Origin of the sequence: Rhodovulum steppense (genome assembly GCF_004339675.1) — a bacterium.
GTDB lineage: Bacteria > Pseudomonadota > Alphaproteobacteria > Rhodobacterales > Rhodobacteraceae > Rhodovulum > Rhodovulum steppense.
This window is the reverse complement of sequence record NZ_SLVM01000013.1, coordinates 75,703-99,449: the sequence shown is the minus strand read 5'-3', so window position 1 is coordinate 99,449 and position 23,747 is coordinate 75,703. Positions and strand designations below refer to the sequence as shown.

General features: G+C 67.8%; 27 protein-coding genes and 1 riboswitch. Of the genes, 15 read left to right on the top strand and 12 right to left on the bottom strand.

Annotated elements, in window-relative coordinates; genetic code table 11:
* Window positions 1-70: 70 nt before the first annotated feature.
* From EV216_RS10545 to smpB, 3 genes are all read right to left on the bottom strand, one after another.
* Complete coding sequence (locus tag EV216_RS10545) at window positions 71-1,255, bottom strand: amino acid aminotransferase (RefSeq protein WP_132695277.1); 1,185 nt, start codon at window positions 1,253-1,255, stop codon at window positions 71-73.
* The gene (gene sseA, locus EV216_RS10540) at window positions 1,255-2,112 is read right to left on the bottom strand and encodes a 3-mercaptopyruvate sulfurtransferase (protein ID WP_132695304.1); all 858 of its coding nucleotides are present in this window, start codon (window positions 2,110-2,112) and stop codon (window positions 1,255-1,257) included. The genes EV216_RS10545 and sseA overlap by 1 nt, the downstream gene beginning before the upstream one ends.
* 64 nt (window positions 2,113-2,176) lie before the next feature.
* Complete coding sequence (gene smpB / locus EV216_RS10535) at window positions 2,177-2,653, bottom strand: SsrA-binding protein SmpB (RefSeq protein ID WP_132695276.1); 477 nt, start codon at window positions 2,651-2,653, stop codon at window positions 2,177-2,179.
* Between the two features lie 648 nt (window positions 2,654-3,301).
* Between smpB and EV216_RS10530 the strand changes: the two genes are divergently transcribed.
* Both EV216_RS10530 and EV216_RS10525 read left to right on the top strand, forming a co-directional pair.
* Window positions 3,302-3,730 carry a Hint domain-containing protein gene (locus EV216_RS10530; RefSeq protein ID WP_165899221.1) on the top strand — a complete coding sequence of 143 codons (429 nt, stop codon included), beginning with the start codon at window positions 3,302-3,304 and terminating at the stop codon, window positions 3,728-3,730.
* A gap of 92 nt (window positions 3,731-3,822) precedes the next feature.
* On the top strand, window positions 3,823-4,260 hold the full coding sequence (locus EV216_RS10525; protein ID WP_132695272.1) for a DUF4399 domain-containing protein: 438 nt from the start codon (window positions 3,823-3,825) through the stop codon (window positions 4,258-4,260).
* Between the two features lie 35 nt (window positions 4,261-4,295).
* Here the strand turns inward: EV216_RS10525 and EV216_RS10520 are convergent, their stop codons facing one another.
* Window positions 4,296-4,778: a TrmO family methyltransferase domain-containing protein gene (locus EV216_RS10520; protein ID WP_132695270.1), complete on the bottom strand. Its 483-nt coding sequence runs from the start codon at window positions 4,776-4,778 to the stop codon at window positions 4,296-4,298.
* Window positions 4,779-4,780: 2 nt separating this feature from the next.
* The gene (gene dapA, locus EV216_RS10515) at window positions 4,781-5,656 is read right to left on the bottom strand and encodes a 4-hydroxy-tetrahydrodipicolinate synthase (RefSeq protein WP_132695269.1); all 876 of its coding nucleotides are present in this window, start codon (window positions 5,654-5,656) and stop codon (window positions 4,781-4,783) included.
* Window positions 5,657-5,776: 120 nt separating this feature from the next.
* On the opposite strand from dapA, the gene EV216_RS10510 reads away from it, so the two are divergent.
* On the top strand, window positions 5,777-7,756 hold the full coding sequence (locus EV216_RS10510) for a lytic transglycosylase domain-containing protein (protein ID WP_132695259.1): 1,980 nt from the start codon (window positions 5,777-5,779) through the stop codon (window positions 7,754-7,756).
* A 7-nt stretch (window positions 7,757-7,763) separates the two neighbouring features.
* Here EV216_RS10510 and EV216_RS10505 read toward each other — a convergent pair whose 3' ends face one another.
* The gene (locus tag EV216_RS10505) at window positions 7,764-8,630 is read right to left on the bottom strand and encodes a DMT family transporter (RefSeq protein WP_132695257.1); all 867 of its coding nucleotides are present in this window, start codon (window positions 8,628-8,630) and stop codon (window positions 7,764-7,766) included.
* Entirely contained in the window at window positions 8,627-9,343 is a 717-nt protein-coding gene (gene mnmC2, locus EV216_RS10500) for a tRNA (5-methylaminomethyl-2-thiouridine)(34)-methyltransferase MnmC2 (protein WP_132695255.1), read from the bottom strand. The genes EV216_RS10505 and mnmC2 overlap by 4 nt, the downstream gene beginning before the upstream one ends.
* Before the next feature lie 17 nt (window positions 9,344-9,360).
* Between mnmC2 and EV216_RS10495 the strand changes: the two genes are divergently transcribed.
* Window positions 9,361-10,425 (top strand): NAD(P)/FAD-dependent oxidoreductase, encoded by a 1,065-nt coding sequence (locus EV216_RS10495; protein ID WP_132695253.1) that lies wholly within the window; start codon window positions 9,361-9,363, stop codon window positions 10,423-10,425.
* Here the strand turns inward: EV216_RS10495 and EV216_RS10490 are convergent.
* Window positions 10,413-10,652 carry a GlsB/YeaQ/YmgE family stress response membrane protein gene (locus tag EV216_RS10490; protein ID WP_132695252.1) on the bottom strand — a complete coding sequence of 80 codons (240 nt, stop codon included), beginning with the start codon at window positions 10,650-10,652 and terminating at the stop codon, window positions 10,413-10,415. The genes EV216_RS10495 and EV216_RS10490 overlap by 13 nt on opposite strands.
* Window positions 10,653-10,852: 200 nt before the next feature.
* On the opposite strand from EV216_RS10490, the gene EV216_RS10485 reads away from it, so the two are divergent.
* The 6 genes from EV216_RS10485 (at window position 10,853) to phoB (ending at window position 16,890) form a co-directional block, all read left to right on the top strand.
* A complete protein-coding gene (locus EV216_RS10485; protein ID WP_132695250.1) occupies window positions 10,853-11,890 on the top strand; it encodes a substrate-binding domain-containing protein in 1,038 nt (345 codons plus the stop codon).
* Window positions 11,891-11,974: 84 nt separating this feature from the next.
* Window positions 11,975-13,351 (top strand): phosphate ABC transporter permease subunit PstC, encoded by a 1,377-nt coding sequence (pstC, locus tag EV216_RS10480; RefSeq protein ID WP_132695248.1) that lies wholly within the window; start codon window positions 11,975-11,977, stop codon window positions 13,349-13,351.
* Between the two features lie 10 nt (window positions 13,352-13,361).
* A complete protein-coding gene (pstA, locus tag EV216_RS10475; RefSeq protein WP_132695247.1) occupies window positions 13,362-14,651 on the top strand; it encodes a phosphate ABC transporter permease PstA in 1,290 nt (429 codons plus the stop codon).
* Between the two features lie 21 nt (window positions 14,652-14,672).
* Entirely contained in the window at window positions 14,673-15,470 is a 798-nt protein-coding gene (gene pstB, locus EV216_RS10470) for a phosphate ABC transporter ATP-binding protein PstB (protein WP_132695245.1), read from the top strand.
* Between the two features lie 13 nt (window positions 15,471-15,483).
* Complete coding sequence (gene phoU, locus EV216_RS10465; RefSeq protein ID WP_132695243.1) at window positions 15,484-16,194, top strand: phosphate signaling complex protein PhoU; 711 nt, start codon at window positions 15,484-15,486, stop codon at window positions 16,192-16,194.
* Between the two features lie 3 nt (window positions 16,195-16,197).
* The gene (phoB, locus tag EV216_RS10460) at window positions 16,198-16,890 is read left to right on the top strand and encodes a phosphate regulon transcriptional regulator PhoB (RefSeq protein WP_132695241.1); all 693 of its coding nucleotides are present in this window, start codon (window positions 16,198-16,200) and stop codon (window positions 16,888-16,890) included.
* 37 nt (window positions 16,891-16,927) lie between these two features.
* On the opposite strand, the gene EV216_RS18270 is transcribed toward phoB, so the two are convergent.
* Entirely contained in the window at window positions 16,928-17,107 is a 180-nt protein-coding gene (locus tag EV216_RS18270; protein WP_165899220.1) for a hypothetical protein, read from the bottom strand.
* A gap of 254 nt (window positions 17,108-17,361) precedes the next feature.
* Window positions 17,362-17,910, bottom strand: a complete 549-nt coding sequence (locus EV216_RS10455; protein ID WP_132695239.1) for a molecular chaperone TorD family protein — start codon at window positions 17,908-17,910, stop codon at window positions 17,362-17,364.
* Between the two features lie 343 nt (window positions 17,911-18,253).
* Between EV216_RS10455 and EV216_RS10450 the strand changes: the two genes are divergently transcribed.
* The gene (locus EV216_RS10450; protein WP_132695238.1) at window positions 18,254-18,952 is read left to right on the top strand and encodes a cyclic nucleotide-binding domain-containing protein; all 699 of its coding nucleotides are present in this window, start codon (window positions 18,254-18,256) and stop codon (window positions 18,950-18,952) included.
* A gap of 5 nt (window positions 18,953-18,957) precedes the next feature.
* Here the strand turns inward: EV216_RS10450 and EV216_RS10445 are convergent, their stop codons facing one another.
* Together EV216_RS10445 and EV216_RS10440 are read right to left on the bottom strand one after the other, a co-directional pair.
* On the bottom strand, window positions 18,958-19,656 hold the full coding sequence (locus EV216_RS10445) for an NnrU family protein (protein ID WP_132695236.1): 699 nt from the start codon (window positions 19,654-19,656) through the stop codon (window positions 18,958-18,960).
* A complete protein-coding gene (locus tag EV216_RS10440) occupies window positions 19,656-20,069 on the bottom strand; it encodes an Rrf2 family transcriptional regulator (RefSeq protein ID WP_132695234.1) in 414 nt (137 codons plus the stop codon). The genes EV216_RS10445 and EV216_RS10440 overlap by 1 nt, the downstream gene beginning before the upstream one ends.
* Window positions 20,070-20,147: 78 nt before the next feature.
* Here EV216_RS10440 and EV216_RS10435 point away from each other — a divergent pair, with 78 nt between their 5' ends.
* The 4 genes from EV216_RS10435 to thiD all read left to right on the top strand — a co-directional run bounded on the left by EV216_RS10435 (window position 20,148) and on the right by thiD (window position 23,728).
* Window positions 20,148-21,344: an NnrS family protein gene (locus EV216_RS10435; RefSeq protein WP_132695233.1), complete on the top strand. Its 1,197-nt coding sequence runs from the start codon at window positions 20,148-20,150 to the stop codon at window positions 21,342-21,344.
* A gap of 53 nt (window positions 21,345-21,397) precedes the next feature.
* Window positions 21,398-21,495, top strand: a riboswitch (TPP riboswitch).
* A 45-nt stretch (window positions 21,496-21,540) separates the two neighbouring features.
* On the top strand, window positions 21,541-22,332 hold the full coding sequence (thiM, locus tag EV216_RS10430; RefSeq protein WP_132695231.1) for a hydroxyethylthiazole kinase: 792 nt from the start codon (window positions 21,541-21,543) through the stop codon (window positions 22,330-22,332).
* A complete protein-coding gene (thiE, locus tag EV216_RS10425) occupies window positions 22,329-22,934 on the top strand; it encodes a thiamine phosphate synthase (RefSeq protein ID WP_132695229.1) in 606 nt (201 codons plus the stop codon). Before thiM ends, thiE begins: the two co-directional genes overlap by 4 nt.
* Window positions 22,931-23,728, top strand: coding sequence for a bifunctional hydroxymethylpyrimidine kinase/phosphomethylpyrimidine kinase (thiD, locus tag EV216_RS10420; RefSeq protein WP_132695227.1), 798 nt, complete (start codon window positions 22,931-22,933; stop codon window positions 23,726-23,728). The genes thiE and thiD overlap by 4 nt, the downstream gene beginning before the upstream one ends.
* Window positions 23,729-23,747 lie beyond the last annotated feature (19 nt).

Genomic DNA, 23,747 nt, shown 5'->3' with positions numbered 1-23,747 from the left:
GGTCCGACCCCCTGAAAACCCAAGGCCCGGGCGATCCGCCCGGGCCTTTTTCGTTCCGCCGCCGCCCCGGTCAGAGACCGGCGGCCAGCATCGCCCGGGCCACGCGCGGGATATTCGCCTCGGACAGGCCCGCCACGTTCATCCGCCCGTCGCCGATCACATAGACCCCATGGGCATCGCGCATCGCGGCCACCTGCTCGGGCGTCGCGCCGATCAGCGAGAACATGCCCTTCTGCGCCGCCAGATAGGCGAAGCGGTCCGAGCCGCTGATCTCGCGCAGCGTGTCCGCAAGGCTTGCGCGCAAGCCTTCCATCCGGGCGCGCATCGCGTCGAGTTCGGCCAGCCAGTCGGCCCGCAGCGCCGCGTCGGTCAGGATGCCGGTGACCACGCGCGCGCCGTGATCGGGCGGGAAGGCATAGGTCTGGCGGTTCAGGTTCGACAGGTTGCCGCGTGCCAGCGTTGCGGTCGCCGCATCGCCCGCCACGGCCAGAATCGCGCCGACCCGTTCGCGGTAAAGGCCGAAATTCTTGGACCCGCTGACCGCGACCAGCATCTCTGGCAGCCGCCCGGCCAGCATCCGCAGCCCTGCGGCATCCGCCTCGACGCCCGCGGCGAAGCCCAGATAGGCCAGATCGACCAGCGCCAGCGCGCCGGTCCGTTCCAGAACGGCCGCCACATCCGCCCAATCGACCGCGGTCAGGTCGGCGCCGGTGGGGTTGTGGCAGCAGCCATGCAGGATCACCACATCGCCCGGCCCCGCGCGGCCCAGATCGGCCAGCATCCCATCCCGGTCGAGCACCCGCGAGGCGGCGTCGTAATAGCGGTAGTCCACCTGTTCGAGTCCCAGATGGCCGACGATGGCGGCATGGTTCGGCCAGCTCGGATCGGGCAGGAAGACCCGCGCGCGGGGATTGGCCAGCCGCACGAGATCCAGCGCGATCCGGACCGCCCCGGTTCCGCCCGGCGTGCCGACTGCGGCCACCCGCTCGGGACCAACCGCCTCGCCCAGCACCAGCAGGCGCACCGCGTCCAGAAAACCGGGATCGCCCTCGATCGCGACATAGCCCTTGGTCTGCTGGCTCTGCCACAGCCGCTCCTCGGCCGCCTTGACCGCACGCATCACCGGCGTTGCGCCCGCCGCGTCGCGATAGACGCCCACGCCCAGGTCGATCTTGTCGGCGCGCGGGTCGGCGCGGAAAGCCTGCATCAGGCCGATGATCTTGTCGGGGGCCTGCGGTGAAAGTCGGCTCAGCATCATGCACCTCCCGTTGCGACCGGCAGATCGCCATACATGCCCCATTCGGTCCATGACCCGTCATAAAGCGCGTGGTCGCGATGGCCGATCCGTTCCAGCGCAAGGTTGATGACCGCCGCCGTGACGCCGGTGCCGCAGGATGTGATCGCGGGCTTGCCCAGATCCACCCCCGCCGCGGCAAGGACCGCGCGCAGCTCGTCGGGCGATTTCATCGTGCCGTCGGGGTTCAGGAGCGTTGCGAAATGGACATTGCGCGCGCCCGGGATATGCCCGCCGCGCAGGCCGGGGCGCGGCTCGGGCTCGGTGCCGGTGAACCGGCCGGGGCTGCGGGCATCCAGGATTTCGCTGTCGCCCAGCTTCGAGGCCGCGGCGACCTGGGTGACATCCTTGATGAGCTGGGCCTGGCGCTGGACCGTCATGTGCCGGTCGCGCATCGCCGGGGGCACGTCATCGACCGGGCGCCCCTCGGCCCGCCATTTCGGCAGGCCGCCATCCAGCACCGCCACATCGGTCTTGCCCATCAGCCGGAAGGTCCACCAGACCCGCGGCGCCGAGAACATGCCCGCCCCGTCATAGACCACGACCTGATGCCCGTCGCCCACCCCCATCGCGCGCATCCGGGCGATGAACTTTTCCACGGGCGGCGCCATGTGCGGCATGTCGGATCGCAGGTCGGCGATCTCGTCGATGTCGAAGAAGCGGGCGCCGGGGATATGGGCGGCGTCGTACTCGGCCCGCGGATCGCGCCCGGCGGCGGGCATGTACCACGAGGCATCGAGGATGCGCAGGTCCGGGTCCTTCAGATGCGCCGCCAGCCATTCGGTCGAGACCAGCGTCTTCGGATCGTCACAGGCCATCAACCCCTCCGCCTCGCGCAGCACCGGATTCCCTTAGAACGGCGCTGCCCGGCTGGCAAGGCGCTCAGCCGTGATGCTTGAGCAGGCGCTGTTTTTGCCGCTGCCAGTCCCGCTTGGCCTCGGTCGCGCGCTTGTCCTCGGTCTTCTTGCCCTTGGCGATGCCGATCTTCAGCTTGGCCACGCCCTTGTGGTTGAAATAGAGCACCAGCGGGACCAGCGTGTAGCCCTTACGCTGGGTGTCCGACCACAGCCGGGCCAGCTGCTTGCGGCTGACCAGAAGCTTGCGGCGCCGCCGCTCCTCGTGGCCCCAGGTCTTGGCCTGTTCATAGGGCGGGATATAGCCGTTGATCAGCCACAACTCGCCATTCTCGACGCTGGCATAGCTTTCGGCAATGTTGGCGCCGTTCTCGCGCAGGGACTTGACCTCGGATCCCTGCAGGATGATCCCGCATTCCAGATCGTCCTCGATCGCGTAATCGTAGCGCGCGCGCCGGTTCTCGGCGATCACCTTGTAGTTCGGGTCGGTTTTCGGTTTGGCCATGGTGCAGCGCATATAGGCGAAACCGGCCTCGGGGGGAAGCGGCCGGAGCGATGGGTGAGTCGTGGCTCGGATCCGTGGGATTCGCCCCGAATTTTCGTCACAGGCCCCGAAAATTGGCTGGAAACGGTTTGTTCGCGGCTCGTGAACAACGGAAAGATGGCGGAACGGCCATGATCCATTGTTCCGGCGAAGGAGACGGATTTCGGGGTTTTCCAGTGTCAGTCCTGAATTTTCGACAGGTTGTTGCGTGGAATTGTTCTCCGACCGTGGACAGAGGCGAAAACGCCTTTCGCGCTTTGTGGACGCTGCGTCACCAAAGCTCCACAAAGCTGCGGGACTCCACCTGAGTGTTGACCTATTCCGAGAGCCTAGTCACCCGCGGGCCGACGTTGTCGGTCCTGCGTAAGGGTCCCTCGGGGTCCGTAACCAGTGGTGTGGTTGCTTGGGGTGCATGGGCCCTCGGGTTGTTCAGGCCCGTGCACCCCAACGCAGTCCGCCGCGCGCCCGTCCCGGGCGGCGGTCGGGATGCAGCGGCCGCCCGTTTGAGGTCAGGCGATGTCCGACCAGTCTTCGCTTCGGGGCGCTTGCGACCCCGCCACCGGCCCGCAGGACACGCGGCGCGCCTGGAGCCTGCCGGGATTCGGGCCGATGACCCGCATCACAACCGAACTTGGCGATTTCCCGGCTCAGGCATTGCGCGTGGGCGACCGGGTGCGCACCCGTCGTGGTCCGTTCAAGCTTATCGTCTGGCTGGATCGGGTGGTGCTGGACGAGTCCTTCCTCGCCCACCATCCCGAGGCACAGCCGGTCCTGATCCGTCCCGGCGCCTTCGGCGCGGGCTTTCCAGCGCGCGAGGTCGTGGTCTCGCCCGCCCAGCGCATCCATCCGCCGCGGCCGCAGCCGGGAACGCGTGCGCAGCCCGCGGGTCGGCTGACCACGGGGCCGCGGATCATGCGCAAACCCGAGACGATCTTCACCTATACGCTGTTCCATTGTGACGAACTGGTGGACGTGCATGCCGAGGGTCTGTGGCTGCCAATCCCGCCCCGCGCACCGCTGCCGACCGCAGAGGATTGAACGCCCGGCGCGGCGGTCTACCCTTCCAGAAGCGGGGAAAGCGGCAGTTGATTGCCGCAGACCGCCATTTACAGAAAGGGAGGAGTCCGACCATGATCGCCGTTCCGTCCATCCGTTTCGCCAGCCTTCTGCTTGCCGCTGCGCTGGCCCTGCCCGCCGCGGCCCAGGACCGTACGCCTGCGCCAGAGGGCGCGCGCGCCTACATCATCGCACCGGAAGAGGGTGCAACCGTGTCGAACCCGGTGACGATCCGTTTTGGCCTCGATGGGATGGGGGTTGCTCCGGCCGGAGTCGACCACATGGGCACCGGCCATCACCACCTGATCATCAATGTGCCCCAGGAGGGCTATGATTTCTCGGTCGCGGTGCCCGCCGACGACAACCATATCCATTTCGGCGGTGGCCAGACCGAGGTCACGCTGGACCTGCCCGCTGGCACGCATACGCTTTGGCTGCTGCTGGGCGATGCCGCGCACCTGCCGCATGAGCCGCCGGTGATGTCCGAACCGGTCAGCGTGACGGTGGAGTGACCGGCTTCGCCTTGGCGGCGCATCGCGAAAGGCGGCTATCCGGCATCGCCGGGCGGCATGTCGATGGTGGCAAGCCAGGGCTTGATGTCGAGAAGCGGTGTGCCGTCGAAGCAGTCGATGGCGTCGATCCCGAACGAAGCGCGTTCGGGGTCCAGAGCGGTGATCCGCACCGTCGCCTGGGATATCGTGTTCGGCCGGTTCGGCGAGCGCAGCGCGAAGGTGCCGCGCGGCGCCTCGACATGGCGCGGCGTCTGGGTCAGCAGGTCGCGCCGCGCCCGGTCCATCCAGTAAAGCAGGATCACCGGCTGCCCGACCACCAGCCCCGACAGCGCGGGCGCGAAAAGCGGGTCAAGCTCGACGGTCGCCCCGCGCCCTGTCTCGCGTGCCCGGGCGATATTCTTGGGGCAGTCACCCTGTCCCCAGGGCGATCGGATGTGCCCGATCAGGCGCAGGCGCGGGCCGTCGGGGTCAGGCGCGCCTTCAAGCGCGACTTCGCCCGGACGCAACCCGCTCGTCATGCCTAGTTCAAGAGCCCGGCATGGCGCATCGCCGCGTCGATCTTCGCGGCGGTGGCCTCGGTCACGCCGACAAGCGGAGAGCGGACCTCGTTCTCGCATTTGCCAAGCCGCGAAAGCGCATATTTCGCGCCTGCAACGCCCGGTTCGAGAAAGATCGCTATATGCAGCGGCATCAGGCGGTCCTGGATCTCCAGCGCCTTGCCGTAATCGCCCGCAAGCGTTGCCTCCTGGAACTCGGCGCACAGGCGGGGCGCCACATTCGCCGTGACCGAGATGCAGCCCCGCCCGCCATGCGCGTTGAAGCCCAGCGCGGTTCCATCCTCGCCCGACAATTGCAGGAAATCCGGCCCGCAGGTGATCCGCTGCTTCGGCACGCGCGACAGATCGCCGGTGGCGTCCTTGACCCCGATGATGCGCGGCAGCTTCGCCAGTTCGCCCATCGTTTCGGGCATCATGTCGACGGCCGACCGGCCGGGAATGTTGTAGATGATGATCGGCAGGGTGCAGCAGTCGTGCAGCGCGGTGAAATGCGCGATCATGCCCGCTTGGGTCGGCTTGTTGTAATAGGGCGTGACCACCAGCGCGGCGTTTGCGCCCACGCGCTCGGCATGTTGCAGGAAGCGGATCGCCTCGACGGTGTTGTTCGAACCGGCCCCGGCGATCACGGGCGCGCGGCCATCGACGGCCTGCACGACCGCCTCGATCACCTGTTCATGCTCGGAATGCGACAGCGTCGGGCTTTCGCCGGTGGTGCCGACCGGCACGAATCCATGGCTGCCCTCTTCGAGATGCCACTCGACCAGCCGTTTGAGCGTGTCGAGATCCAGCGCGCCGTCCTTGAACGGCGTCACCAGGGCAGGAAGGGACCCTTGAATCATGACACGCTCCTCTTGTTTTCGTGAATGTCCGTGGTTGGCCGTTGCGGGCGAGTCGTGCCCTGCGTGGCGCGCCGGACCCTATAGCGCGACGGAGGGCTTGCCAAGTTTGTGAATTGCAGCTTGAGATCGCGCCGTGACACCTTTCCCCCCGAACCCGAGAAGCCCGGCACCCCGATGCGCCTGACCGCCCTTAGCCTTCTGATCGCCCTTGCCGTCCCGACCGTGACCAGCGCCGCCCCGCCGCTGGCCCGCGCCATGACCGAGGTCCGCGCCGACCGCTGGGAGGCCGCCTGGGCACAGGCCGCACCCGCCGGCCCCGTCGCGCGCGACATCGTCACCTGGCGCTGGCTCAGGGCCGGGCAGGGGGAATTCGCCGATTACCTCGATTTCATCGCACGCAACCCCGACTGGCCGGGCCTTGCCCGCCTGCGCGCCGAGGGCGAGGCCAAGATCCCCGCCGATGCCCATCCCGATCGGGTGATCGCCTATTTCCGCGGTGCCGCGCCCACGACCGGCGCGGGCGCGCTGCGGCTGGTGCAGGCGCATGTCGCGCGCGGCGAGATGGCCGAGGCCCGCGCATTGGCGCTGCGCGCCTGGCGCACGCTGCCGCTGTCCGAAGCCGCGCAGGAGGCGCTGTTGTCGCGGTTCCGCGATCATCTGGCCGAGCACCATGTCGCGCGGCTGGACGAGATGCTGTGGCAGGGGCATTTCGTCTCGGCCCGGCGGATGCTGCCGCTGGTGCCCGCGGGCTGGCAGGCGCTGGCCGAGGCGCGGATCGCCCTGCGCGAGGATGCGCCCGGGGTCGATACGCTGATCGCGCGGGTGCCCGCGGCGCTGGTCAACGATCCGGGTCTGGCGCATGAGCGGTTCGGCTGGCGCCAGCGCAAGGAACGCACGGCGGATGCGATGGCGCTGATCGAGGAGCGCAGCGGCTCGGCCGCGGCGCTGGGAAAGCCCGGGGAATGGGCCGGCGCGCGGCGTGCCTTTGTCCGGCAGTTGATGCGCGAGGGCGATCCGGCGCGCGCCTACCGGATGGCCGCGAGCCACCATCTGGGCGGCGGGGCGGATTTCGCCGATCTGGAATGGCTGGCGGGCTTCATTGCGCTTCGCTACCTGAACAAGCCCGACGCCGCGCTGGGCCATTTCCGCACCCTTGAAACCGGGGTCGAGTCGCCGATCAGCCTGTCGCGCGCGGGCTACTGGCAGGGCCGCGCGCTCGAGGCGATGGGGCGGCCGCAAGAGGCGAAGGCCGCGTATTCCAAGGCGGGGGCGCACCAGACCACCTATTACGGGCTGCTCGCCGCCGAGCGGGCGGGCCTGGCGATGGACCCGGCGCTGGTCGGCAACGAGACCTATCCCGACTGGCGCGATGCGCCCTGGGCGAACGGTTCGGTGCTGCGCGCGGCACTTCTGTTCCACGAGGCGGGCGAGCGCGCGCTGACAGAGATGTTCCTGACCCATCTGGCCGAAACCGCCGGTCCCAAGGGGCAGCGCCAGCTTGCCGGGCTGGCGCTGCGGCTGGGCGAGCATCACGTCGCGCTCAGGATCGCCAAGGTGGCGGCGGGGCAGGGCAATGTGATGATGGCGGCCTATTTTCCTGTCACCGATCTGGCGCAGGCACGCCATCCGGTGCCGACCGAACTGGTCAAGGCGATCGCCCGGCGCGAGAGCGAGTTCGATCCGGCCGCCGTCAGCCCGGCCGGGGCGCGCGGGCTGATGCAGGTCATGCCCGGCACCGCCGAGGCGATGGCGGGGCGCCTGGGCATGAGCTATTCCAGCCGGGCGCTGACCTCGGACCCGGCCTATAACGCGCGGCTGGGATCTGCCTATCTGGCCCATCTGGTCGAGACATTCGGCCCCAACCCGGTGCTGGTCGCGGCGGCCTACAATGCCGGGCCGAACCGTGCCCGGACCTGGGTCACCGAATATGGCGATCCGCGCTCGGCGGGGGTGGATGTGGTGGACTGGATCGAGCTGATCCCCTTCCGCGAGACGCGCAACTATGTGATGCGGGTAGCGGAATCGCTGCCTGTCTACCGCGCGCGGCTGTCGGGCCGGACCGAGCCGATACACCTGTCACAGGAGTTGAAGGCGCGGTAAGGGGCTGTCATGCCCGCTGCCGCTCGCGCCAGAGCGTGAACAGCCCGGCCGCCACCACGATCGCGGCGCCCAGCATGACATTGGGTGCCAGCGTCTCGCCGAAGACGGCGACGCCCAGCACGGTGACGAAGACGAGTTGCAGATAGGCGAAGGGCTGCACGGCGCTGGCCTCGGCCACCTCATAGGCTTTTATCAGCAGGTAATGTGCGGTTGCCCCAGTGACGCAAAGCGCCGCCATCCAGCCCCAGTCGCGCGGCGCCATCGGTTCCCAGAACCAGATGCCCACCGCCGTCATCGCGACCGCGCCCATCGTGCCGGTCCAGAAGAAGCTGGTCGCCGCGCTGTCGGTATGCGCGACCAGCCGGGTCAGCAGCCCGTAAAGCGCGAACATGAAGGCCGCGGCCAGCGGGATCAGCGCGGCGGGCGAGAAGACCCGTAAGCCCGGTTGCAGGATCACCAGAACGCCCACGAACCCGACCCCGATGGCCACCCAGCGCCGCCAGCCGACCCGTTCGCCCAGCACCGGCCCCGACAATGCCGCGACCAGCAACGGATAGCAGGTAAAGACCGCGTGGCTCTCGACCAGCCCCAGAAGCACGAAGCCCGCCACCATCACACAGATCTCGGCCGCCAGCAGCAGTCCGCGAAACGCCTGCACCAGCGGCCGCCGTGCCGCCGCGGCGGCGCGGATGCCGCCGACCTTGCGCGCGGCGATGGCGATCACGAAGGCAGCGAAGAACCAGTAGCGGATCATCACCACCATCAGCACGTTGTATTCCCCGGCCAGATAGCGCGACAGCCCGTCCTGCATCGCAAAGACAAAGGTCGTGGCGACCATCAGCAGGATGCCGAGGCGGGTGTTCTGCTCGGTCACGCCGGGCGCCTTGCGGCCGTCATGTGGCGCTTGCGGCCAAAGCCCGGGCGGCGGTCCACCGCAAACCCCGCCTCGGCCAGCGCGCGCCGCACCGCGCCTGCCGCGCTGTAGGTCGCCGCCGTGCCGTCCAGCGCGGTATGGGCGGCGACCTCGGTCAGCAATTCGGGCGCCCAGAGTTCGGGGTTCTTCGCGGGGGCGAAGCCGTCCAGGAACCAGGCATCGGCCCGGCCCGTCCAGCGCGGCAGGGTCGCGCGCGCGTCGCCGATCACGATCTCGGCCTCCAGATCGTCGGTGCGGATCGTCCGCGCGCCCAGCGCCCAGGCAGCCAGCAGCGGCCCGGCGACCGCATGTGCCTCGGGGAAGGCCGCCAACGCGCGGTCCATCTGGGCCGCGCCCATCGGGAATGCCTCGAAACTGGTGAACCTGAGCGGCCCGGCGATCCCGGCCGCGCGCCATGCGATCAGCGCGGCCAGCAGGTTCAGCCCTGTCCCGAAGCCCAGTTCCGCGATGTGAAAGCCGGGCCGGAACCGCGCAGGCAGGTCGTTGCCCGCCAGAAAAACATGGCGCGTCTCGGCCAGCCCGTTGCCCAGCGAGAAGTAGGGGTCGTCGAACCGCGCCGAGACCGGCACACCTTCGGCCGTCCACGAGATGTCCGCGTTCTGGTCTTGCTCCATGACTTGCCCTAGACCCCCGGTGATCCGAAGCGCGAGCATGGGGAAGGGCGCGGGCAATGGCAACGGTCGACGTGACGGTGATGGGAGCGGGGGTGTTCGGGCTGGCCTGCGCCTATGCCTGCGCGCAGCGTGGCGCCCGTGTGCGGGTCGTTGAATGGTCGCATCCGGGCGCGGGCGCCAGCGGAACGCCGGTGGGGGCGCTGTCGCCCCATGTGCCCGAGGCATGGGACGACAAGAAGGCGTTCCAGTTCGAAAGCCTTGTCATGGCGCCCGCGTTCTGGGCTGGGGTCGAGCAGCTTTCGGGCCGGGCGACGGGCTATGCCCGGCTTGGCCGGTTCCAGCCCATCGCCGACGATGCCGCGCTGGACCGCGCGCAGGCGCGCGCGGCGCAGGCCCGGCAGCACTGGCGCGGCCTGGCCGAATGGCGGGTGGTCGCGGCCGAGGCGGCGGGCGCGTTCGCGCCGGTTTCGCCCTCGGGGTTCCTGATCCACGACACGCTGTCGGCACGGATCGCCCCGCGGGCGGCCTGTTCGGCGCTGGCCGCGGCCATTCGGGCCCTGGGCGGAGAGGTCGCCTGTGGTGCGGCAGGGCCCATCGAGGGGCGGGTGATCTGGGCCACGGGCTATCCGGGCCTTGCGCATCTGTCGGCCGAACTGGGCCATGCCGTCGGCAGCGGGGTCAAGGGGCAGGCGGCGATCCTGGCCCATGACGCGGGCGCGGTGCCGCAGCTTTATGCCGGGGGGCTTCTGATCGTGCCGCACCATGACGGGACGGTGGCGGTCGGCTCGACCACGGAACGCGAGTTCGCCGATCCCTGGTCCACCGATGCGCGGCTCGACGACGTGATCGAGCGGGCGCGTGCGGTCTGCCCGGCGCTGGCGCAGGCCGAGGTGATCGAGCGTTGGGCCGGTGTGCGCCCCCGCGCGCGCTCGATCGCGCCGATGCTGGGGCCATGGCCCGGGCGGCCGGGGCATTTCGTGGCCAATGGCGGCTTCAAGATCGGCATCGGACTGGCGCCCATGGTCGGCGCGGTCATGGCCGATCTGGTGCTCGAGGGGCGGGCGGATGGCATCCCGCCGGGGTTCCGGGTCGAGGCGAACCTGCCGCCTCAGCGCCCCTGAACGTAAAGGCGATATAGCCAGATCAGCAGCATCGCGCCCAGCACCGCACCGACAAAGCCCGCAGCAAACCCGGTCAGCGCCATCAGCATCCGCAGAACGAACCCGCCGAGCAGCGCGCCGAAGATACCGATGGCCATGGTTGTCGGAATGTCGGCCTCAAGCCGCATCAGTCGGGTCGCGATGAACCCGGCTGCCGCGCCGATGATGATGAGGAAGACGATGGCCATGGCCCGATCATGCGCGACGCGGTGGGATTCGCCTAGTGGTCGGAAATCCGTTCGCGGGGGGGGGCGATGCCAGGCGGCCAGACATGGGCATGGGGGTGTCACTGTAACGTTACAAAAATATTACAAAAGGGTCGCCGAAGGCCGATACCCAGCCGTGGCAGGTGCGAATCCGCACCCGAACCCAAGACTCAGGAGCTACCATGTCCCATATCAAAGTGACCGCCTCGGCGTTGGCGATCGCGGCCATCTCGGCCACCGCGGCCTCCGCGCGCGACCAGATCAGCATTGTGGGCTCGTCCACCGTGTTCCCGTACACTCAGGCCGTGGCCGAACAGTTCGCCAACGACACCGGGATGTCGTCGCCCATCGTCGAAAGCACCGGCACCGGTGGCGGCATGCAGATCTTCTGCAACGGCATCGGCGAAGGCTTCCCCGACATCACCGGTGCCTCGCGCGCCATGAAGGCGTCGGAATGGGCCGTTTGCGTCGAGAAAGGCGTGACCGACGTGAGCGAGGCGCTGATCGGCTTCGACGGCCTGTCGATGGCCGTGTCGCGCGCCAACGACTTCGACTGGGACCTGACGCTGGGTGAAATCTACCTCGCGCTCGGCGCCGAGGTTCCGGTGAACGGCGAGTGGGTTGCGAACCCCTACAAGAAGTGGTCGGAGATCGACAGCCGCCTGCCCGACACCGACATCGTCGTTCTGGGGCCGCCCCCGACCTCGGGCACCCGTGACGCGTTCGTCGAACTGGCGATGCACGAAGGCTGCAAGGAGCTGGCCTACGTCAAGGATGGCGGTTTCGACGGCGCCTGGGTCAACGAGAACTGCTCGCGCATGCGCACCGACGGCCCCTTCGTCGAGGCCGGCGAGAATGACAACCTGATCGTTCAGCGCCTTGAATCGGATCCCAACGCGCAGGGCATCTTCGGCTACTCGTTCCTCTACGAGAACCTGGACAAGCTGAAAGGCGTGAAACTGGAAGGCGTCGAACCCAATCTCGACACCATCGCCGACGGTTCCTACCCGGTGTCGCGTCCGCTGTTCTTCTACGTCAAGAACGCGCATCGCGGCGTGATCCCCGGCCTGCAGGAATTCGTCGAGGAATACATGTCCGAAGACGCGCTGGCCCCCGGTGGCTACCTGTCCGAGCGTGGCCTCGTGCCGCTGAGCGACGAGCGCCGCGCCGAGCTGCAGGAGCGCGTCATCAACGCCGTCGCGATGGACGCCAAGGAATAATCAGGGCATCTCCCTGATCCCGACGACCGACGCCCCCGCCCGCAAAAGCGGGGGCGTCCCTCACTTGAACCGACAGGCATCCAAATGACGCTTTTCGCCTTCCTGATCCTGTTCGCTGCGGTCGTGATCGGATACATCCTCAATCTGCGTGCGGCCCGTGCGATCCGTGCAGGCGGGACAAAGCTGCATTCGCTCGACGGGTTTCACGGCGGGTTCTCGGCCCTCGTGACGCTCGTGCCGACGTTCTTCTTCATCATCCTCTGGCTGATGCTTCAGGGCACCGTGATCGAGAGCATGATCAAGGCGGGGCTGCCTGACGGCACGCTGGACGGTCTCGGCACCGGCCAGGTGCAACTTATCATGTCCGAAATCCGCTCGATCGCGGGCGGGCGCATCTTCGGCACGCCCGAGGACTGGAAGCTCGAGGCCGCCGAGCGGCTGGTGTCGCTGCGCAGCACCTCGTCGCTGCTGCTGGTGGTGCTGACGATCGCGTTGACCGCCGGTCTGATCCTGCTGACCCGCAAGACCGTGCGCGCGGAATTCCGCGCCCGGCAAGGGGTGGAGCGGATCGTTCTCGGCCTGATGGTCGGATGCGCGACGGTGGCGATCTTCGTGACCATCGGCATCGTCGGCTCGCTGGTGTTCGAGACCTACCGCTTCTTCGAGATGGTCCCGTTCACCGATTTCCTGTTCGGCACGTCCTGGGAGCCGCAGATCCCCCTGCGCGAAGACCAGATCGCCGCCAAGGGCGCCTTCGGCATGCTGCCGGTCTTCCTCGGCACGATGGTCATCGCGACGGTGGCAATGGTGATCGCGGTTCCGATCGGCCTGTTCTCGGCCATCTACCTGCATGAATTCGCCTCGCCCAAGATACGGGCCGTCATCAAGCCGGTGCTCGAGATCCTGGCCGGCGTTCCGACCGTGGTCTACGGCTTCTTCGCCATCCTCGTGATCGCCCCCGCGATCCGGTCCTTCGGAACCGACCTGGGCCTGCCGATCGCGCCCAATACGGCGCTGGCCGCGGGGCTGGTGATGGGCATCATGCTGGTGCCGTTCATCTCCTCCTTCGCCGATGACGCGCTGGCCGCGGTGCCGCGCAGCCTGCGCGACGGATCGCTGGCGCTGGGCGCCACGCAGGCCGAGACGATTTCCAAGGTGCTGTTCCCGGCGGCCATTCCGGGCATCGTCGGCGGCATCCTTCTGGCGGTCAGCCGCGCCATCGGCGAGACGATGATCGTGGTGATGGCCGCGGGCCTGATCGCCAAGATGACGATCAACCCGCTGGACAGCGTCACCACCGTGACCGTGCAGATCGTCACGCTGCTGATCGGCGACACGGCGTTCGACAGTCCCAAGACCCTGGCCGCCTTCGCGCTGGGCATGGTGCTTTTCGTGATGACGCTGATCATCAACATCTTCGCCTTGCGCATCGTGCGCAAGTATCGCGAAATCTACGATTGAGGGCCGCGCAATGACCGACCAGACATCCTCGGGCAGTTTCGATTGGACCGGCCCCGAATTCACCGCGCGCCTGAACAAGCGCAAGCGCAGCCAGATCGCCCTCAAGCTGGCCGGCCTGACCGCGATCACCATTGCCTTCGGCATGCTGTTCCTGCTGGTGGCCTCGCTGATCTCGACGGGCCGTCACGCCTTTACCCAGACCTTCGTCCAGATCGAGGTGTTCCTTGATCCGGCGCATATCGACAGCGACGAACCCAATCGCGGAAACTATCGCCAGATCCTCACCGATACGATGGTCAAGCTGTTTCCCGACGTGGTCGATGACCGGGCGGAGTTGCGCAAGCTGACCTCGATGCTGTCGAATGGCGCGCAGTTCAGCATCCGCGACAGCGTGGTTGCCGATCCTGCGCTGATCGGCCAGACGGTCGCGGTCAGGGTGCCGGTGTCGGATCCCTATGACCAGTTGAACAAGGGCCTGATCGACCGCGAAACGCCCGAGGCGAACCGCCGCCTGAAAGACGACGAGATCGCCAATTTCGATCTGCTGAAAGAGCTGGGGATGGTGTCCAAGCCGCTCAACAGGTGGCTGATCACCAACGCGGATTCACGCTTCCCGGAACTGGCGGGCCTGAAGGGGGCGATCATCGGTTCGTTCTACGCCCTGATGACCTGTTTCCTGCTGTCCTTCCCGATCGGGATCGGCGCGGCGATCTATCTCGAGGAATTCGCACCCAAGAACAGGGTGTCGGACCTGATCGAGATCAACATCAACAACCTGGCGGCGGTGCCCTCGGTGGTGTTCGGCCTGCTGGCGCTGGCGGTCTTTCTGGGCTGGTTCGGGATGCCACGCTCCGCGCCCTTCGTGGGCGGCATGACGCTTGCCCTGATGACGCTGCCGACGATCATCATCGCGACGCGGGCCGCGCTCAAGGCGGTGCCGCCCTCGATCCGCGAGGCCGCGCTGGGCGTGGGCGCGTCCAAGCATCAGGTGGTGTTCGGCCATGTGCTGCCGCTGGCCATGCCGGGCATCCTGACCGGCACGATCATCGGGCTGGCGCAGGCGCTGGGCGAGACCGCGCCGCTCCTGCTGATCGGGATGAACGCCTTCATCACCTCGGCGCCGGCCACGCCCTTCGACAGTTCCACCGCCCTGCCCACGCAGATCTTCATCTGGGCCGACAGCCCCGAACGCGGGTTCGTCAGCCGGACCTCGGCGGCGATCCTGGTGCTGCTGACCTTCCTGATCTTCATGAACGCCATCGCCATTTTCCTGCGCAACAAGTTCGAGCGGAAATGGTAGCGCCGCGAAAGGACCACCCTCATGTATGATACGCCAGCTTCGGGAAAGACAGCCGTGACCAACGAGGTGAAGATCGCCGCCCGCAAAGTGAACGTCTTCTATGGCGACACCCATGCCATCAAGGATGTCGATGTCGAGATCGAGGACAAGACGGTCACCGCCTTCATCGGGCCGTCGGGCTGCGGCAAGTCGACCTTCCTGCGCTGCCTGAACCGGATGAACGACACCATCGACATCTGCCGCGTCGAGGGCCTGATCGCGCTGGACGGCGAGGACATCTACGCGCCCTCGATCGACCCGGTGCAGTTGCGCGCCAAGGTGGGCATGGTGTTCCAGAAGCCGAACCCGTTCCCCAAGTCGATCTACGAGAACGTGGCCTATGGCCCCAAGATCCACGGCATGGCCCGCACCCGCGCCGAACTGGACGAGATCGTGGAACGCGCCCTGCGCCGCGGCGCGATCTGGGACGAGGTCAAGGACCGGCTTCAGGAACCCGGCACCGGCCTTTCGGGCGGCCAGCAGCAGCGCCTGTGCATCGCCCGCGCGGTCGCCACCGAACCCGAGGTGCTGCTGATGGACGAGCCCTGTTCGGCGCTCGACCCGATCGCGACCGCCCAGGTCGAGGAACTGATCGACGAGCTGCGCGAGCAGTATTCGGTGGTGATCGTCACCCACTCGATGCAGCAGGCCGCGCGCGTCAGCCAGAAGACCGCGTTCTTCCACCTCGGCAACCTCGTGGAATTTGGCGAGACCGGCCAGATCTTCACCAACCCGCACGACCCGCGCACCGAAAGCTACATCACCGGCCGGATCGGCTGAGAAGGGATCGCAGATGAACGACCGCCATATCGTCAAATCCTACGACCGCGACCTGGAGGCGATCCAGGCCCTCATAATGAAGATGGGCGGGCTGGTCGAAGCCGCGATCCTCGAGGCCGCGCAGTCGCTTGAAAACCGCGACGAGGAACTCGCCGAACGCGTCCGCGCGAATGACCGCGCCGTGGACGACCTGGAACAGCGCGTCAACGAAGAGGCCGCGCGACTCCTGGCGCTGCGCCAGCCCTCGGCGGGCGATCTTCGCACCGTGCTGAGCGTGATGAAGATCGGTGCCAATCTCGAACGGATCGGCGACTACGCCAAGAACATGGCCAAGCGCACCGGGGTTCTGGTGCAGATGTCGCCGATCGAGGGCTCGGCGGGCGCGATCCGGCGCATGTCGATGGCGGTCGAGGCGATGCTCAAGGACGCCCTTGACGCCTATATCCAGCGCGATGCGGAACTGGCCCAGGACGTGCGCCTGCGCGACATGGAAGTCGACCAGATGTACAATGCGCTGTTCCGCGAGTTCCTGACCTTCATGATGGAGGACCCGCGCAATATCACCGCCTGCATGCATCTGCATTTCATCGCCAAGAACATCGAGCGGATGGGCGATCATGTCACCTCGATCGCCGAACAGGTGATCTATCTGGTGACCGGCGAACTGCCCGAGGACGAGCGGCCCAAGGCCGACCGCACGGCCATTGATGCGCCGAGGGCCTAGCCCATGTCGCCTGCCGAACGGCCGACCGTGCTGATCGTCGAGGACGAGCCCGCCCAGCGCGAGGTTCTGGCCTACAACCTCGAGGCCGAGGGCTTTCGCGTCGCGCGGGCCGCGACCGGGGACGAGGCGCTGATCCTCGTGGACGAGATCGTGCCCGATCTGGTGGTGCTGGACTGGATGCTGCCCTCGGTTTCGGGTATCGAGATCTGCCGCCAGCTCAAGACCCGCAACGACACCAGGACGCTTCCGATCATCATGCTTTCGGCCCGCGCCGAAGAGGTGGACAGGGTGCGCGGGCTGGAAACCGGCGCCGATGACTATGTCGTGAAACCCTATTCGGTGGTCGAACTGATGGCGCGTGTGCGCGCGCTGTTGCGCCGCACGCGGCCCGCCGCGGTCGGCCAGCGGCTGGAATTCGAGGACATCGTGCTCGACCCCGAGACGCACAAGGTGTTCCGCGACGGCCAGACGCTGAAGCTGGGACCGACCGAGTTCCGCCTGCTGTCGACCTTCATGGAAAAGCCCGGCCGGGTCTGGAGCCGCGAGCAATTGCTCGACCGGGTCTGGGGGCGCGACATCTATGTCGATACCCGGACGGTCGATGTGCATATCGGACGTCTGCGCAAGGCGCTGTGCCAGAATGGCGGCGACGACCCCGTGCGCACCGTTCGCGGCGCGGGCTACGCGCTGGGTTGAGCCTGTTCATCCACGCCCGCTGCGGCCGGATGGGTGTTCATAGCCATGCGAACCTACCCTCTGTGGCCGGAGCAACGCAGCACCGCTCGGTCGTGCGCGCGCGCCGCGCCCGCAGATCCCGTGCGCGCAGGCGTTGGCGGGAAAGCGGCAGGATCACCGTGTTTTCCAGCATGATGTGGCGCCGGTTGGCGACCGCGTAACGCGCCAGCACGCCCATGTCGGTCGGGAGCGATCCCGCGCCGCCTACTCGCCGATTTCAGCGCCGCAGCTACTTTCGCACGGGTCTCGTCCAGATCGAGCGCCCCGCGCGCAGCCCGTTCGCGGCATCGGCCAGAGGATCGGGTGGGCTGGCCGTCGTCCGACCTTCTGGTCTCGTCAGGTTCGCGGGGGCGGTGTGAGATTGCGTCTCTACCGTGGTGAGGGCGGGCACAAATGGCTCCCCGTCAAGGATGATCCAGGGGTATGGCCGAGTCATCGGCCCGACCGCGCTGGTTTGTAGGGCCGGTCCGCGATGTAAGGGGAATGTGCCCGAACTGTCCGGTGTCCCAAATCCCTTGCTGTAGCGCCAAGGTAAAGGAGCGCGCGGAACACGCCGGCATAACTGCTGCCTATCGCTTCGAGCCGAATGGCAAGAAGTGCGAAGACCGGCGCAGCCTCTGCAAGGACCTGTCGTATCTCGGGCTCCGGGCGTCCGGCAAGGGTGTTCAGAAAGTGGGGCAAGTAATCGGACTTATCTCCATGCGGGTCATCCGAAAGGCCCGTATACTCGTCGGAAGGCATGTGCATGCACAGGTTCAGCGATAGCGCAGGAGAGTGCCCGAACAGCGCCACGAAGCGTTCCTGCTGGTTACAGAGATCCATCTCGTGGAATTCGTCGAGCAGCGGCAGAAGTTGGCGGCGGACCTCGGGCGCCAGACGATCCTCGGCCAGCATGGCGTCGGCGACATCCCAGGTTGCTGCCTTGAACCCGGCGCAGGGCGGGAGCAGCATCGCGGCGAGTGCCTTGAGCGTCACGATCATCCGGCCGCCACCTCGCGGGGGATCTGCCCCGTCTTCACGACCTCGGGGAACGTCCCGCCGGTGCATGTCAAACCCATCACGTCTTCATTCCCTTTCTCGTCAAGAAATCGGCGGCATTGCCATCGTCGGCTGGCTTAGTGGGGATAAGCGGCCCCCACGCAAGTCGCTTGGGGGTTGATTCGAGATCAAAAGTCACGCCAGGGTGACGAAACAAGCGCATGCGGGAAAAAGGTCGGGCGGCGATTGAAAAATGGAGTCCTGTGTGCAAAGGTATACCGAATGCACTGATGATATTTGCTGCGGACAAGCTTGATATCAATCAAGCGGCTCCGATGTGAGGACGATGCGCGAATCGGAAACAGACGAAATCCGCGGACTGACGATCTTTGCCGACATGGACGATGCGGCCTTCGCGCGTCTTTGCCGCGCGGCCTATGTGCAGACCTTCCCGCCGCAGGTCGAACTGTTCGCCGAGGGCGAACCCAGCGACTTCCTGCATATCCTCGTGGCCGGTCAGGTCGAACTCTGCGCACATTGGAACGGGCGCGAGACGATCATGGAGATCGTCAGGCCGGTTTCGAGTTTCATCCTTGCGGCCACGATCCGGGATGCGCCCTTTCTGATGTCCGCCCGCACTGTCGAGAAATCCCGCCTGGTCCTGTTGCCCTCGCAGGATGTGCGAGACGTGTTCGATACCGACGGGGCCTTTGCCCGTGCGCTTGTCCGGGAACTGGCCGGTTGCTATCGCGGGGTTGTGAAATCCAGCAAGAACCTCAAGCTGCGCAGCGGCATCGAGCGGCTGGCCAATTACCTGATCCGGCAACAGGATCTCGCGGGGGGCGCGCCAAGCTTCGTTCTGCCGGTGGAAAAGCGCAAGATCGCCGCGCTGCTTGGCATGACGCCCGAGAACTTCTCGCGTGCGCTGCGTTTGCTGGGCGAGTATGGCGTCGCGAATGACGGAATGACGATTACCATCGCGGATCGCAAGTCGCTCGTCCGGCTGGCCAAGCCGACGCGGATGATTGACGATCCGGAGGTCTGATCCCGTCAGAAAGGTGCCGCAACCGGCGATTTGCCGATCACCGGGGTGTGGCTCAGGACCAGCGTCGCCCAGAGTGCAACGGCGATGATGAGTCTTGCTAGGTTGGGGCCTTTGCTCGGTCGCCATCGGCCAGCCACAAGCGCCGCAAGCGGCAGGTTCGCGGTATAGGCGGCCAGTCGCTGCCATTCGGCTTCGCCCAGAAGGCGGCGGTTGCGCCGGTCGATGATCCGCGTGCCGAGAACCGCGAACCCCGCGAAACCGCCGAACATCAGCAGATGCGCCAGATCGGGATTGGCCAGCGCATGCGCGCCCGACCACAGCGCCAGCGCCCAGGGCAGCGGGTGGCGGGTCAGCCCCACGATGCCGGGGCGGGCGGGGTCGAAGCGGTCGTTGCGCGCTCCGCCGAAGCTGAGCGGATTGGGTGCCGCCGTGCCAAAGGCGATCAGCAGGCAGACCACCGGCATCGCAAGGTTCGGCACCCAGGCTTGCCACGCCGCCCAGGGCAGCAGCGGCACATGCGGCGCGCGCCCGGCTGCAACGATCAGCCAGGCCAGCACCGCGACCGACAGCGTGCTATAGGCCGCCAGATACCCGCCCCGCCCCAGCATAGCTGTCAGCCGCCGTTTCACAGGGGGCTGCACCGGAATGCCATGCGAGGCCAGGAACACGCCGAAGGCCAGCGCCAGTTCGCCCCAGCCTCCCATCATTCCGCCCTCGGCGCCCAGGCGCAATCGGCCAGCGTTGCGCGGTCAAGCTCGGCCAGAAAGGCGGCCTCGGCCCGGGCCAGCCGCCCCTTGAGACGGCAATCCGGCGTCAGCGTGCAGGCCCCGCCATCGGCCGCGAAACATTCGACCAGCGCCTGATCGGCCTCCAGCAGGCGCACCACCTCGCCCAGCCGGATCTCGGCCGCGGGGCGTGCCAGTCGCAACCCGCCGCCACCGCCGCGCCGTGTCTCGACCAGCCCGGCCGCCGCAAGGCGAGCCACGACCTTGGCCAGATGATGACGCGAGACGCCGAATTCCTCTGCCAGTTCGGCGGTGGCAAAGCCGCGCTCGGGGCGGCCTGCCAGCCGCATCAGCGCGCGCAATCCGAAATCGGTGAACTGGGTCAGGCGCATAGGGCCTCACGAATTGGTGTTTCAAATGCGTATTACATCGGTTAATCGGTATTTGAAATACCAAAATTGAGTCGTCCCATGGCCACCACCTCCGAGCGCCGCCGCGCCTTTGCCGGTCCCGCCCTTCTGGCGCAGGGCCATCGCCCGTTCTTCCTGTTCGGCAGTCTCTGGGCGGCCGCGGCGATGACATTGTGGATCGCGATGCTGGGCGGTGCCGTGGCGCTGCCCACGGTGCTCGATCCGGTCAGCTGGCATGCCCATGCCTTTCTGTTCGGCTATCTCGGCGCCGTCACGGCCGGGTTCTTGCTGACGGCGGTGCCGAACTGGACCGGGCGGCTGCCGCTGATGGGCTGGCCGCTTCTGGCGCTGGTGCTGGTCTGGGCGGCAGGGCGGGTCGCGGTGTCGGTCTCGGCGCTTCTTCCCTTCGGCGTGGCGGCGGCGGTCGATCTGGCCTTTCCGCTGGCACTGGCTGCGGTCATGCTGCGCGAGATCGTGGCGGGCCGGAACTGGCGCAACCTGTCGGTCTGGGCGCTGCTTTTGCTGATGACGCTGGGGCAGGGGCTGTTCCACCTCGACGCCCTGCGCGGCGATTATGCGGCGGGCGGGCTGGGGCTGAGGGTGGCCCTGGCGGCTGCGATCGGGATGATCCTGCTGATCGGCGGCCGCGTCGTGCCGAGTTTCACCCGCAACTGGCTGGCCCAGCGGCGCGAGACGCGGCTGCCCGCCCCCCTCGACCGGTTCGACGGGATTGCGCTGGCGGTGGCCGGTCTGGCGCTTGCGGTCTGGACCGCGGCGCCCGCGCATTGGCTTGCCACGCTGCTCTGTCTGCTGGCGGGGGTCTTGCACCTGATCCGGCTGGGTCGCTGGGTCGGGCGCCGTACGCTGGCCGAACCGCTGGTCTGGGTGCTGCACCTTGCCTATGCGCTGGTGCCGGTCGGGTTTCTGGCGATGGGGCTTGCGTCGGTGCTGCCGGGGCTGGGCTCGGTCACGGCGGCGCAGCATGTGTGGATGGCGGGCGCGGTCGGCATGATGACGCTGGCGATCATGACGCGCGCCAGCCTTGGCCATTCGGGCCGCCCGCTGACCGCAAGCCCCGCCGTCGCCACGCTGTATGTGCTGCTGCTTGTTTCGGTCATGGCCCGGTTTGCCGAGGGGCTTGGCGCGCCGGGCTGGCTGCTGCATCTGGCCGGGGCGGGCTGGATTGCCGCCTTCCTGGGCTTTGCGCTGCTCTACTGGCGGATCCTGACCGGGCCGCGCGCGGCGGTTCCGGCCTGAGATGCGGGCAGGCAAAAGGGGCTTTCGTTTCCCCGCGGGACATGGTTCCATGCCCGCCGTGACAGGGGCGTCCGGGGTCATCCCGGGCTGAGAAGCACCCTTTGAACCTGAACCAGATCATGCTGGCGGAGGAAGTCGCACCCGAAGCGCCCAAGGGGCTTTCGCGTTCGTTTCCTGCCCGGCCACGGAGGACGCGATGCCCGACTGGGGAGCCCATTTGAGCGAGATGCGCCAGTGCGCGCCGCTTGTGCACAACATAACCAATTACGTCGCGATGAACGTCATGGCGAATGTGCTGCTGGCCGCAGGCGCCTCGCCCGCAATGGTTCATGCCGTCGAGGAAGCGGCCGAGTTCACGCCGCTGGCCGGGGCGCTGACTATCAATATCGGCACCCCCAGCGGCCCCTGGGTCGCAGCGATGGAGGCGTCGGCGCAGGCCGCGCAGGCGGCGGGCCTGCCCTGGGTGCTGGATCCGGTCGCGGTCGGCGCCACGGCCTTCCGGCGCGAGATCGGCGCGCGGTTGCTGGCGCTTGGCCCGGCGGCGATCCGGGGCAATGCCTCCGAGATCCTTGCGCTGTCGGGGGCGGCGGCGCAGGGCAAGGGGGCGGACAGTGCCGATCCGGTGGCCGCGGCCGAGGAGGCGGCGCGTGCGCTGGCGTGCAGCACGGGCGCGGTTGTCGCCGTTACCGGGCCGGTCGATTACGTCACCGACGGGGCGCGCGGCTGGCGCGTTGCGAATGGCCATCCGGCCATGCCCAGGGTGACGGCGCTGGGCTGTTCGCTGACCGGGCTTGTCGGCGCGTTCCTGGCCGGGGCCGGGGACCGGGCGACGGCAACGGTGGCGGCGCTGGCCTATTTCGGGCTTGCGGGGGAACGCGCCGGGGAAACGGCTGCGGGGCCGGGCAGCTTTCAGGTCGCATTGCTGGACGCGCTGGCCACGATCACGCCGGACGCGTTGACCGCCGGGGCGCGGGTGCAGGCGGCATGAGTTTTCGGGTCTATTTCGTCACGCCTGATGGCGTGTCCGACGAACTGGTGATGGCGGCGGTGCGGGGCGGTGCAACGGCGGTGCAGTTGCGCGACAAGCAAGCCGAGGATGCGGCGATGATCGCGCAGGCCCGCCGCCTGCGCGCCCTGCTGGCGCCGCTGGGCGTGCCGCTGATCGTCAATGACCGGCTGGCGGTGGCGCTGGCCGCGCGGGCGGACGGGCTGCATATCGGCCAGTCGGATGGCGACCCGCTGCGGATGCGCGCGGCGCTGGGGCCGGTGGCGATCCTGGGGCTGTCGATCGAGACCGGGGCGCAGCTTGCCGCCCTGCCGCCCGGCGCTGTCGATTACCTGGGCGTAGGCCCGGTGCGCGCCACCGCGACCAAGCCCGATCACGCTGCGCCTCTGGGCATGGACGGGCTGGCCCGGATCGTGCGCGCGGCGCCGGTGCCCGCGGTTGCCATCGGCGGTGTGGGTGCCCCGGATATTCCCGCCCTCAAGCACATGGGCTGCGCCGGCATCGCCGTCGTCTCGGCCATCGCGTCCGCCCCCGACCCCGAGGCCGCCGCCCGCAACCTTGCCCAGACATGGAGCCACGCATGATCCCCAACATCCTGTCCATTGCCGGGTCCGATCCTTCGGGCGGGGCGGGCATTCAGGCCGATCTCAAGTCGATAGGTGCCAATGGCGGCTATGGCATGGCCGCGATCACCGCGCTGACGGTGCAGAACACCCAAGGTGTGCGAGCCGCCGAGCTTGTCGCGCCCGAGTTTGTCGCGGCGCAGGTTCAGGCGGTGTTCGACGATATCCGCGTCGATGCGGTCAAGATCGGCATGCTGGGCTCGGCCGCCATCGTGCAGGCGGTGGCGGGCGTTCTGGACGGGCGCGACGTGCCGGTGGTGCTGGACCCGGTGATGGTGGCCAAGGGCGGCGACCGGCTTCTGGCGGCGGATGCGGTGGCGGCGCTGCGCGATCTGCTGCTGCCCATGGCCAGGGTCATCACCCCGAACCTGCCCGAAGCGGCCGATCTGCTGGACCGGCCCGAGGCGCGGACGCGCGAGGAGATGGAAGCACAGGCCGAGGCGCTGCTGGCGCTGGGCTGCGGCGCGGTGTTCCTGAAGGGTGGGCATCTGGGCGACGAGGAAAGCCCCGATCTGTTCCTTTCGCCGGGTCGGCGGGTCTGGCTGATCGCGCCGCGCGTTGCGACGCGCAACACCCATGGCACCGGCTGCACGCTGTCGGCGGCGCTGGCGACCCATCTTGCGGCGCTTGCCGATCCGCTGGCGGCGGCCAGTGCAGCCAAGGACTACACACTGGCCGCGATTCGGGCCGCGGATGGCTTGTGGGTCGGGCGCGGGACCGGTCCGACGGATCATTTCCACGCCTTGCGGCGCTGAGTGGGGGCTGCGGCCGGGG

Excerpts from the sequence above, each read along its gene's own strand:
- phoU (WP_132695243.1), top strand. The coding sequence starts at position 15,484 with ATGAACGACCGCCATATCGTCAAATCCTACGACCGCGACCTGGAGGCG.
- phoB (WP_132695241.1), top strand. The coding sequence starts at position 16,198 with ATGTCGCCTGCCGAACGGCCGACCGTGCTGATCGTCGAGGACGAGCCC.
- EV216_RS10455 (WP_132695239.1), bottom strand. The coding sequence starts at position 17,910 with ATGATCGTGACGCTCAAGGCACTCGCCGCGATGCTGCTCCCGCCCTGC.
- pstA (WP_132695247.1), top strand. The coding sequence starts at position 13,362 with ATGACCGACCAGACATCCTCGGGCAGTTTCGATTGGACCGGCCCCGAA.
- EV216_RS10495 (WP_132695253.1), top strand. The coding sequence starts at position 9,361 with ATGGCAACGGTCGACGTGACGGTGATGGGAGCGGGGGTGTTCGGGCTG.
- pstC (WP_132695248.1), top strand. The coding sequence starts at position 11,975 with ATGACGCTTTTCGCCTTCCTGATCCTGTTCGCTGCGGTCGTGATCGGA.
- EV216_RS10530 (WP_165899221.1), top strand. The coding sequence starts at position 3,302 with ATGACCCGCATCACAACCGAACTTGGCGATTTCCCGGCTCAGGCATTG.
- EV216_RS10445 (WP_132695236.1), bottom strand. The coding sequence starts at position 19,656 with ATGGGAGGCTGGGGCGAACTGGCGCTGGCCTTCGGCGTGTTCCTGGCC.
- EV216_RS10485 (WP_132695250.1), top strand. The coding sequence starts at position 10,853 with ATGTCCCATATCAAAGTGACCGCCTCGGCGTTGGCGATCGCGGCCATC.
- EV216_RS18270 (WP_165899220.1), bottom strand. The coding sequence starts at position 17,107 with ATGGGCGTGCTGGCGCGTTACGCGGTCGCCAACCGGCGCCACATCATG.
- thiM (WP_132695231.1), top strand. The coding sequence starts at position 21,541 with ATGCCCGACTGGGGAGCCCATTTGAGCGAGATGCGCCAGTGCGCGCCG.
- EV216_RS10490 (WP_132695252.1), bottom strand. The coding sequence starts at position 10,652 with ATGGCCATCGTCTTCCTCATCATCATCGGCGCGGCAGCCGGGTTCATC.
- pstB (WP_132695245.1), top strand. The coding sequence starts at position 14,673 with ATGTATGATACGCCAGCTTCGGGAAAGACAGCCGTGACCAACGAGGTG.
- dapA (WP_132695269.1), bottom strand. The coding sequence starts at position 5,656 with ATGATTCAAGGGTCCCTTCCTGCCCTGGTGACGCCGTTCAAGGACGGC.
- sseA (WP_132695304.1), bottom strand. The coding sequence starts at position 2,112 with ATGGCCTGTGACGATCCGAAGACGCTGGTCTCGACCGAATGGCTGGCG.
- EV216_RS10545 (WP_132695277.1), bottom strand. The coding sequence starts at position 1,255 with ATGCTGAGCCGACTTTCACCGCAGGCCCCCGACAAGATCATCGGCCTG.
- smpB (WP_132695276.1), bottom strand. The coding sequence starts at position 2,653 with ATGGCCAAACCGAAAACCGACCCGAACTACAAGGTGATCGCCGAGAAC.
- EV216_RS10440 (WP_132695234.1), bottom strand. The coding sequence starts at position 20,069 with ATGCGCCTGACCCAGTTCACCGATTTCGGATTGCGCGCGCTGATGCGG.
- thiE (WP_132695229.1), top strand. The coding sequence starts at position 22,329 with ATGAGTTTTCGGGTCTATTTCGTCACGCCTGATGGCGTGTCCGACGAA.
- thiD (WP_132695227.1), top strand. The coding sequence starts at position 22,931 with ATGATCCCCAACATCCTGTCCATTGCCGGGTCCGATCCTTCGGGCGGG.
- mnmC2 (WP_132695255.1), bottom strand. The coding sequence starts at position 9,343 with ATGCTCGCGCTTCGGATCACCGGGGGTCTAGGGCAAGTCATGGAGCAA.
- EV216_RS10520 (WP_132695270.1), bottom strand. The coding sequence starts at position 4,778 with ATGACGAGCGGGTTGCGTCCGGGCGAAGTCGCGCTTGAAGGCGCGCCT.
- EV216_RS10435 (WP_132695233.1), top strand. The coding sequence starts at position 20,148 with ATGGCCACCACCTCCGAGCGCCGCCGCGCCTTTGCCGGTCCCGCCCTT.
- EV216_RS10525 (WP_132695272.1), top strand. The coding sequence starts at position 3,823 with ATGATCGCCGTTCCGTCCATCCGTTTCGCCAGCCTTCTGCTTGCCGCT.
- EV216_RS10450 (WP_132695238.1), top strand. The coding sequence starts at position 18,254 with ATGCGCGAATCGGAAACAGACGAAATCCGCGGACTGACGATCTTTGCC.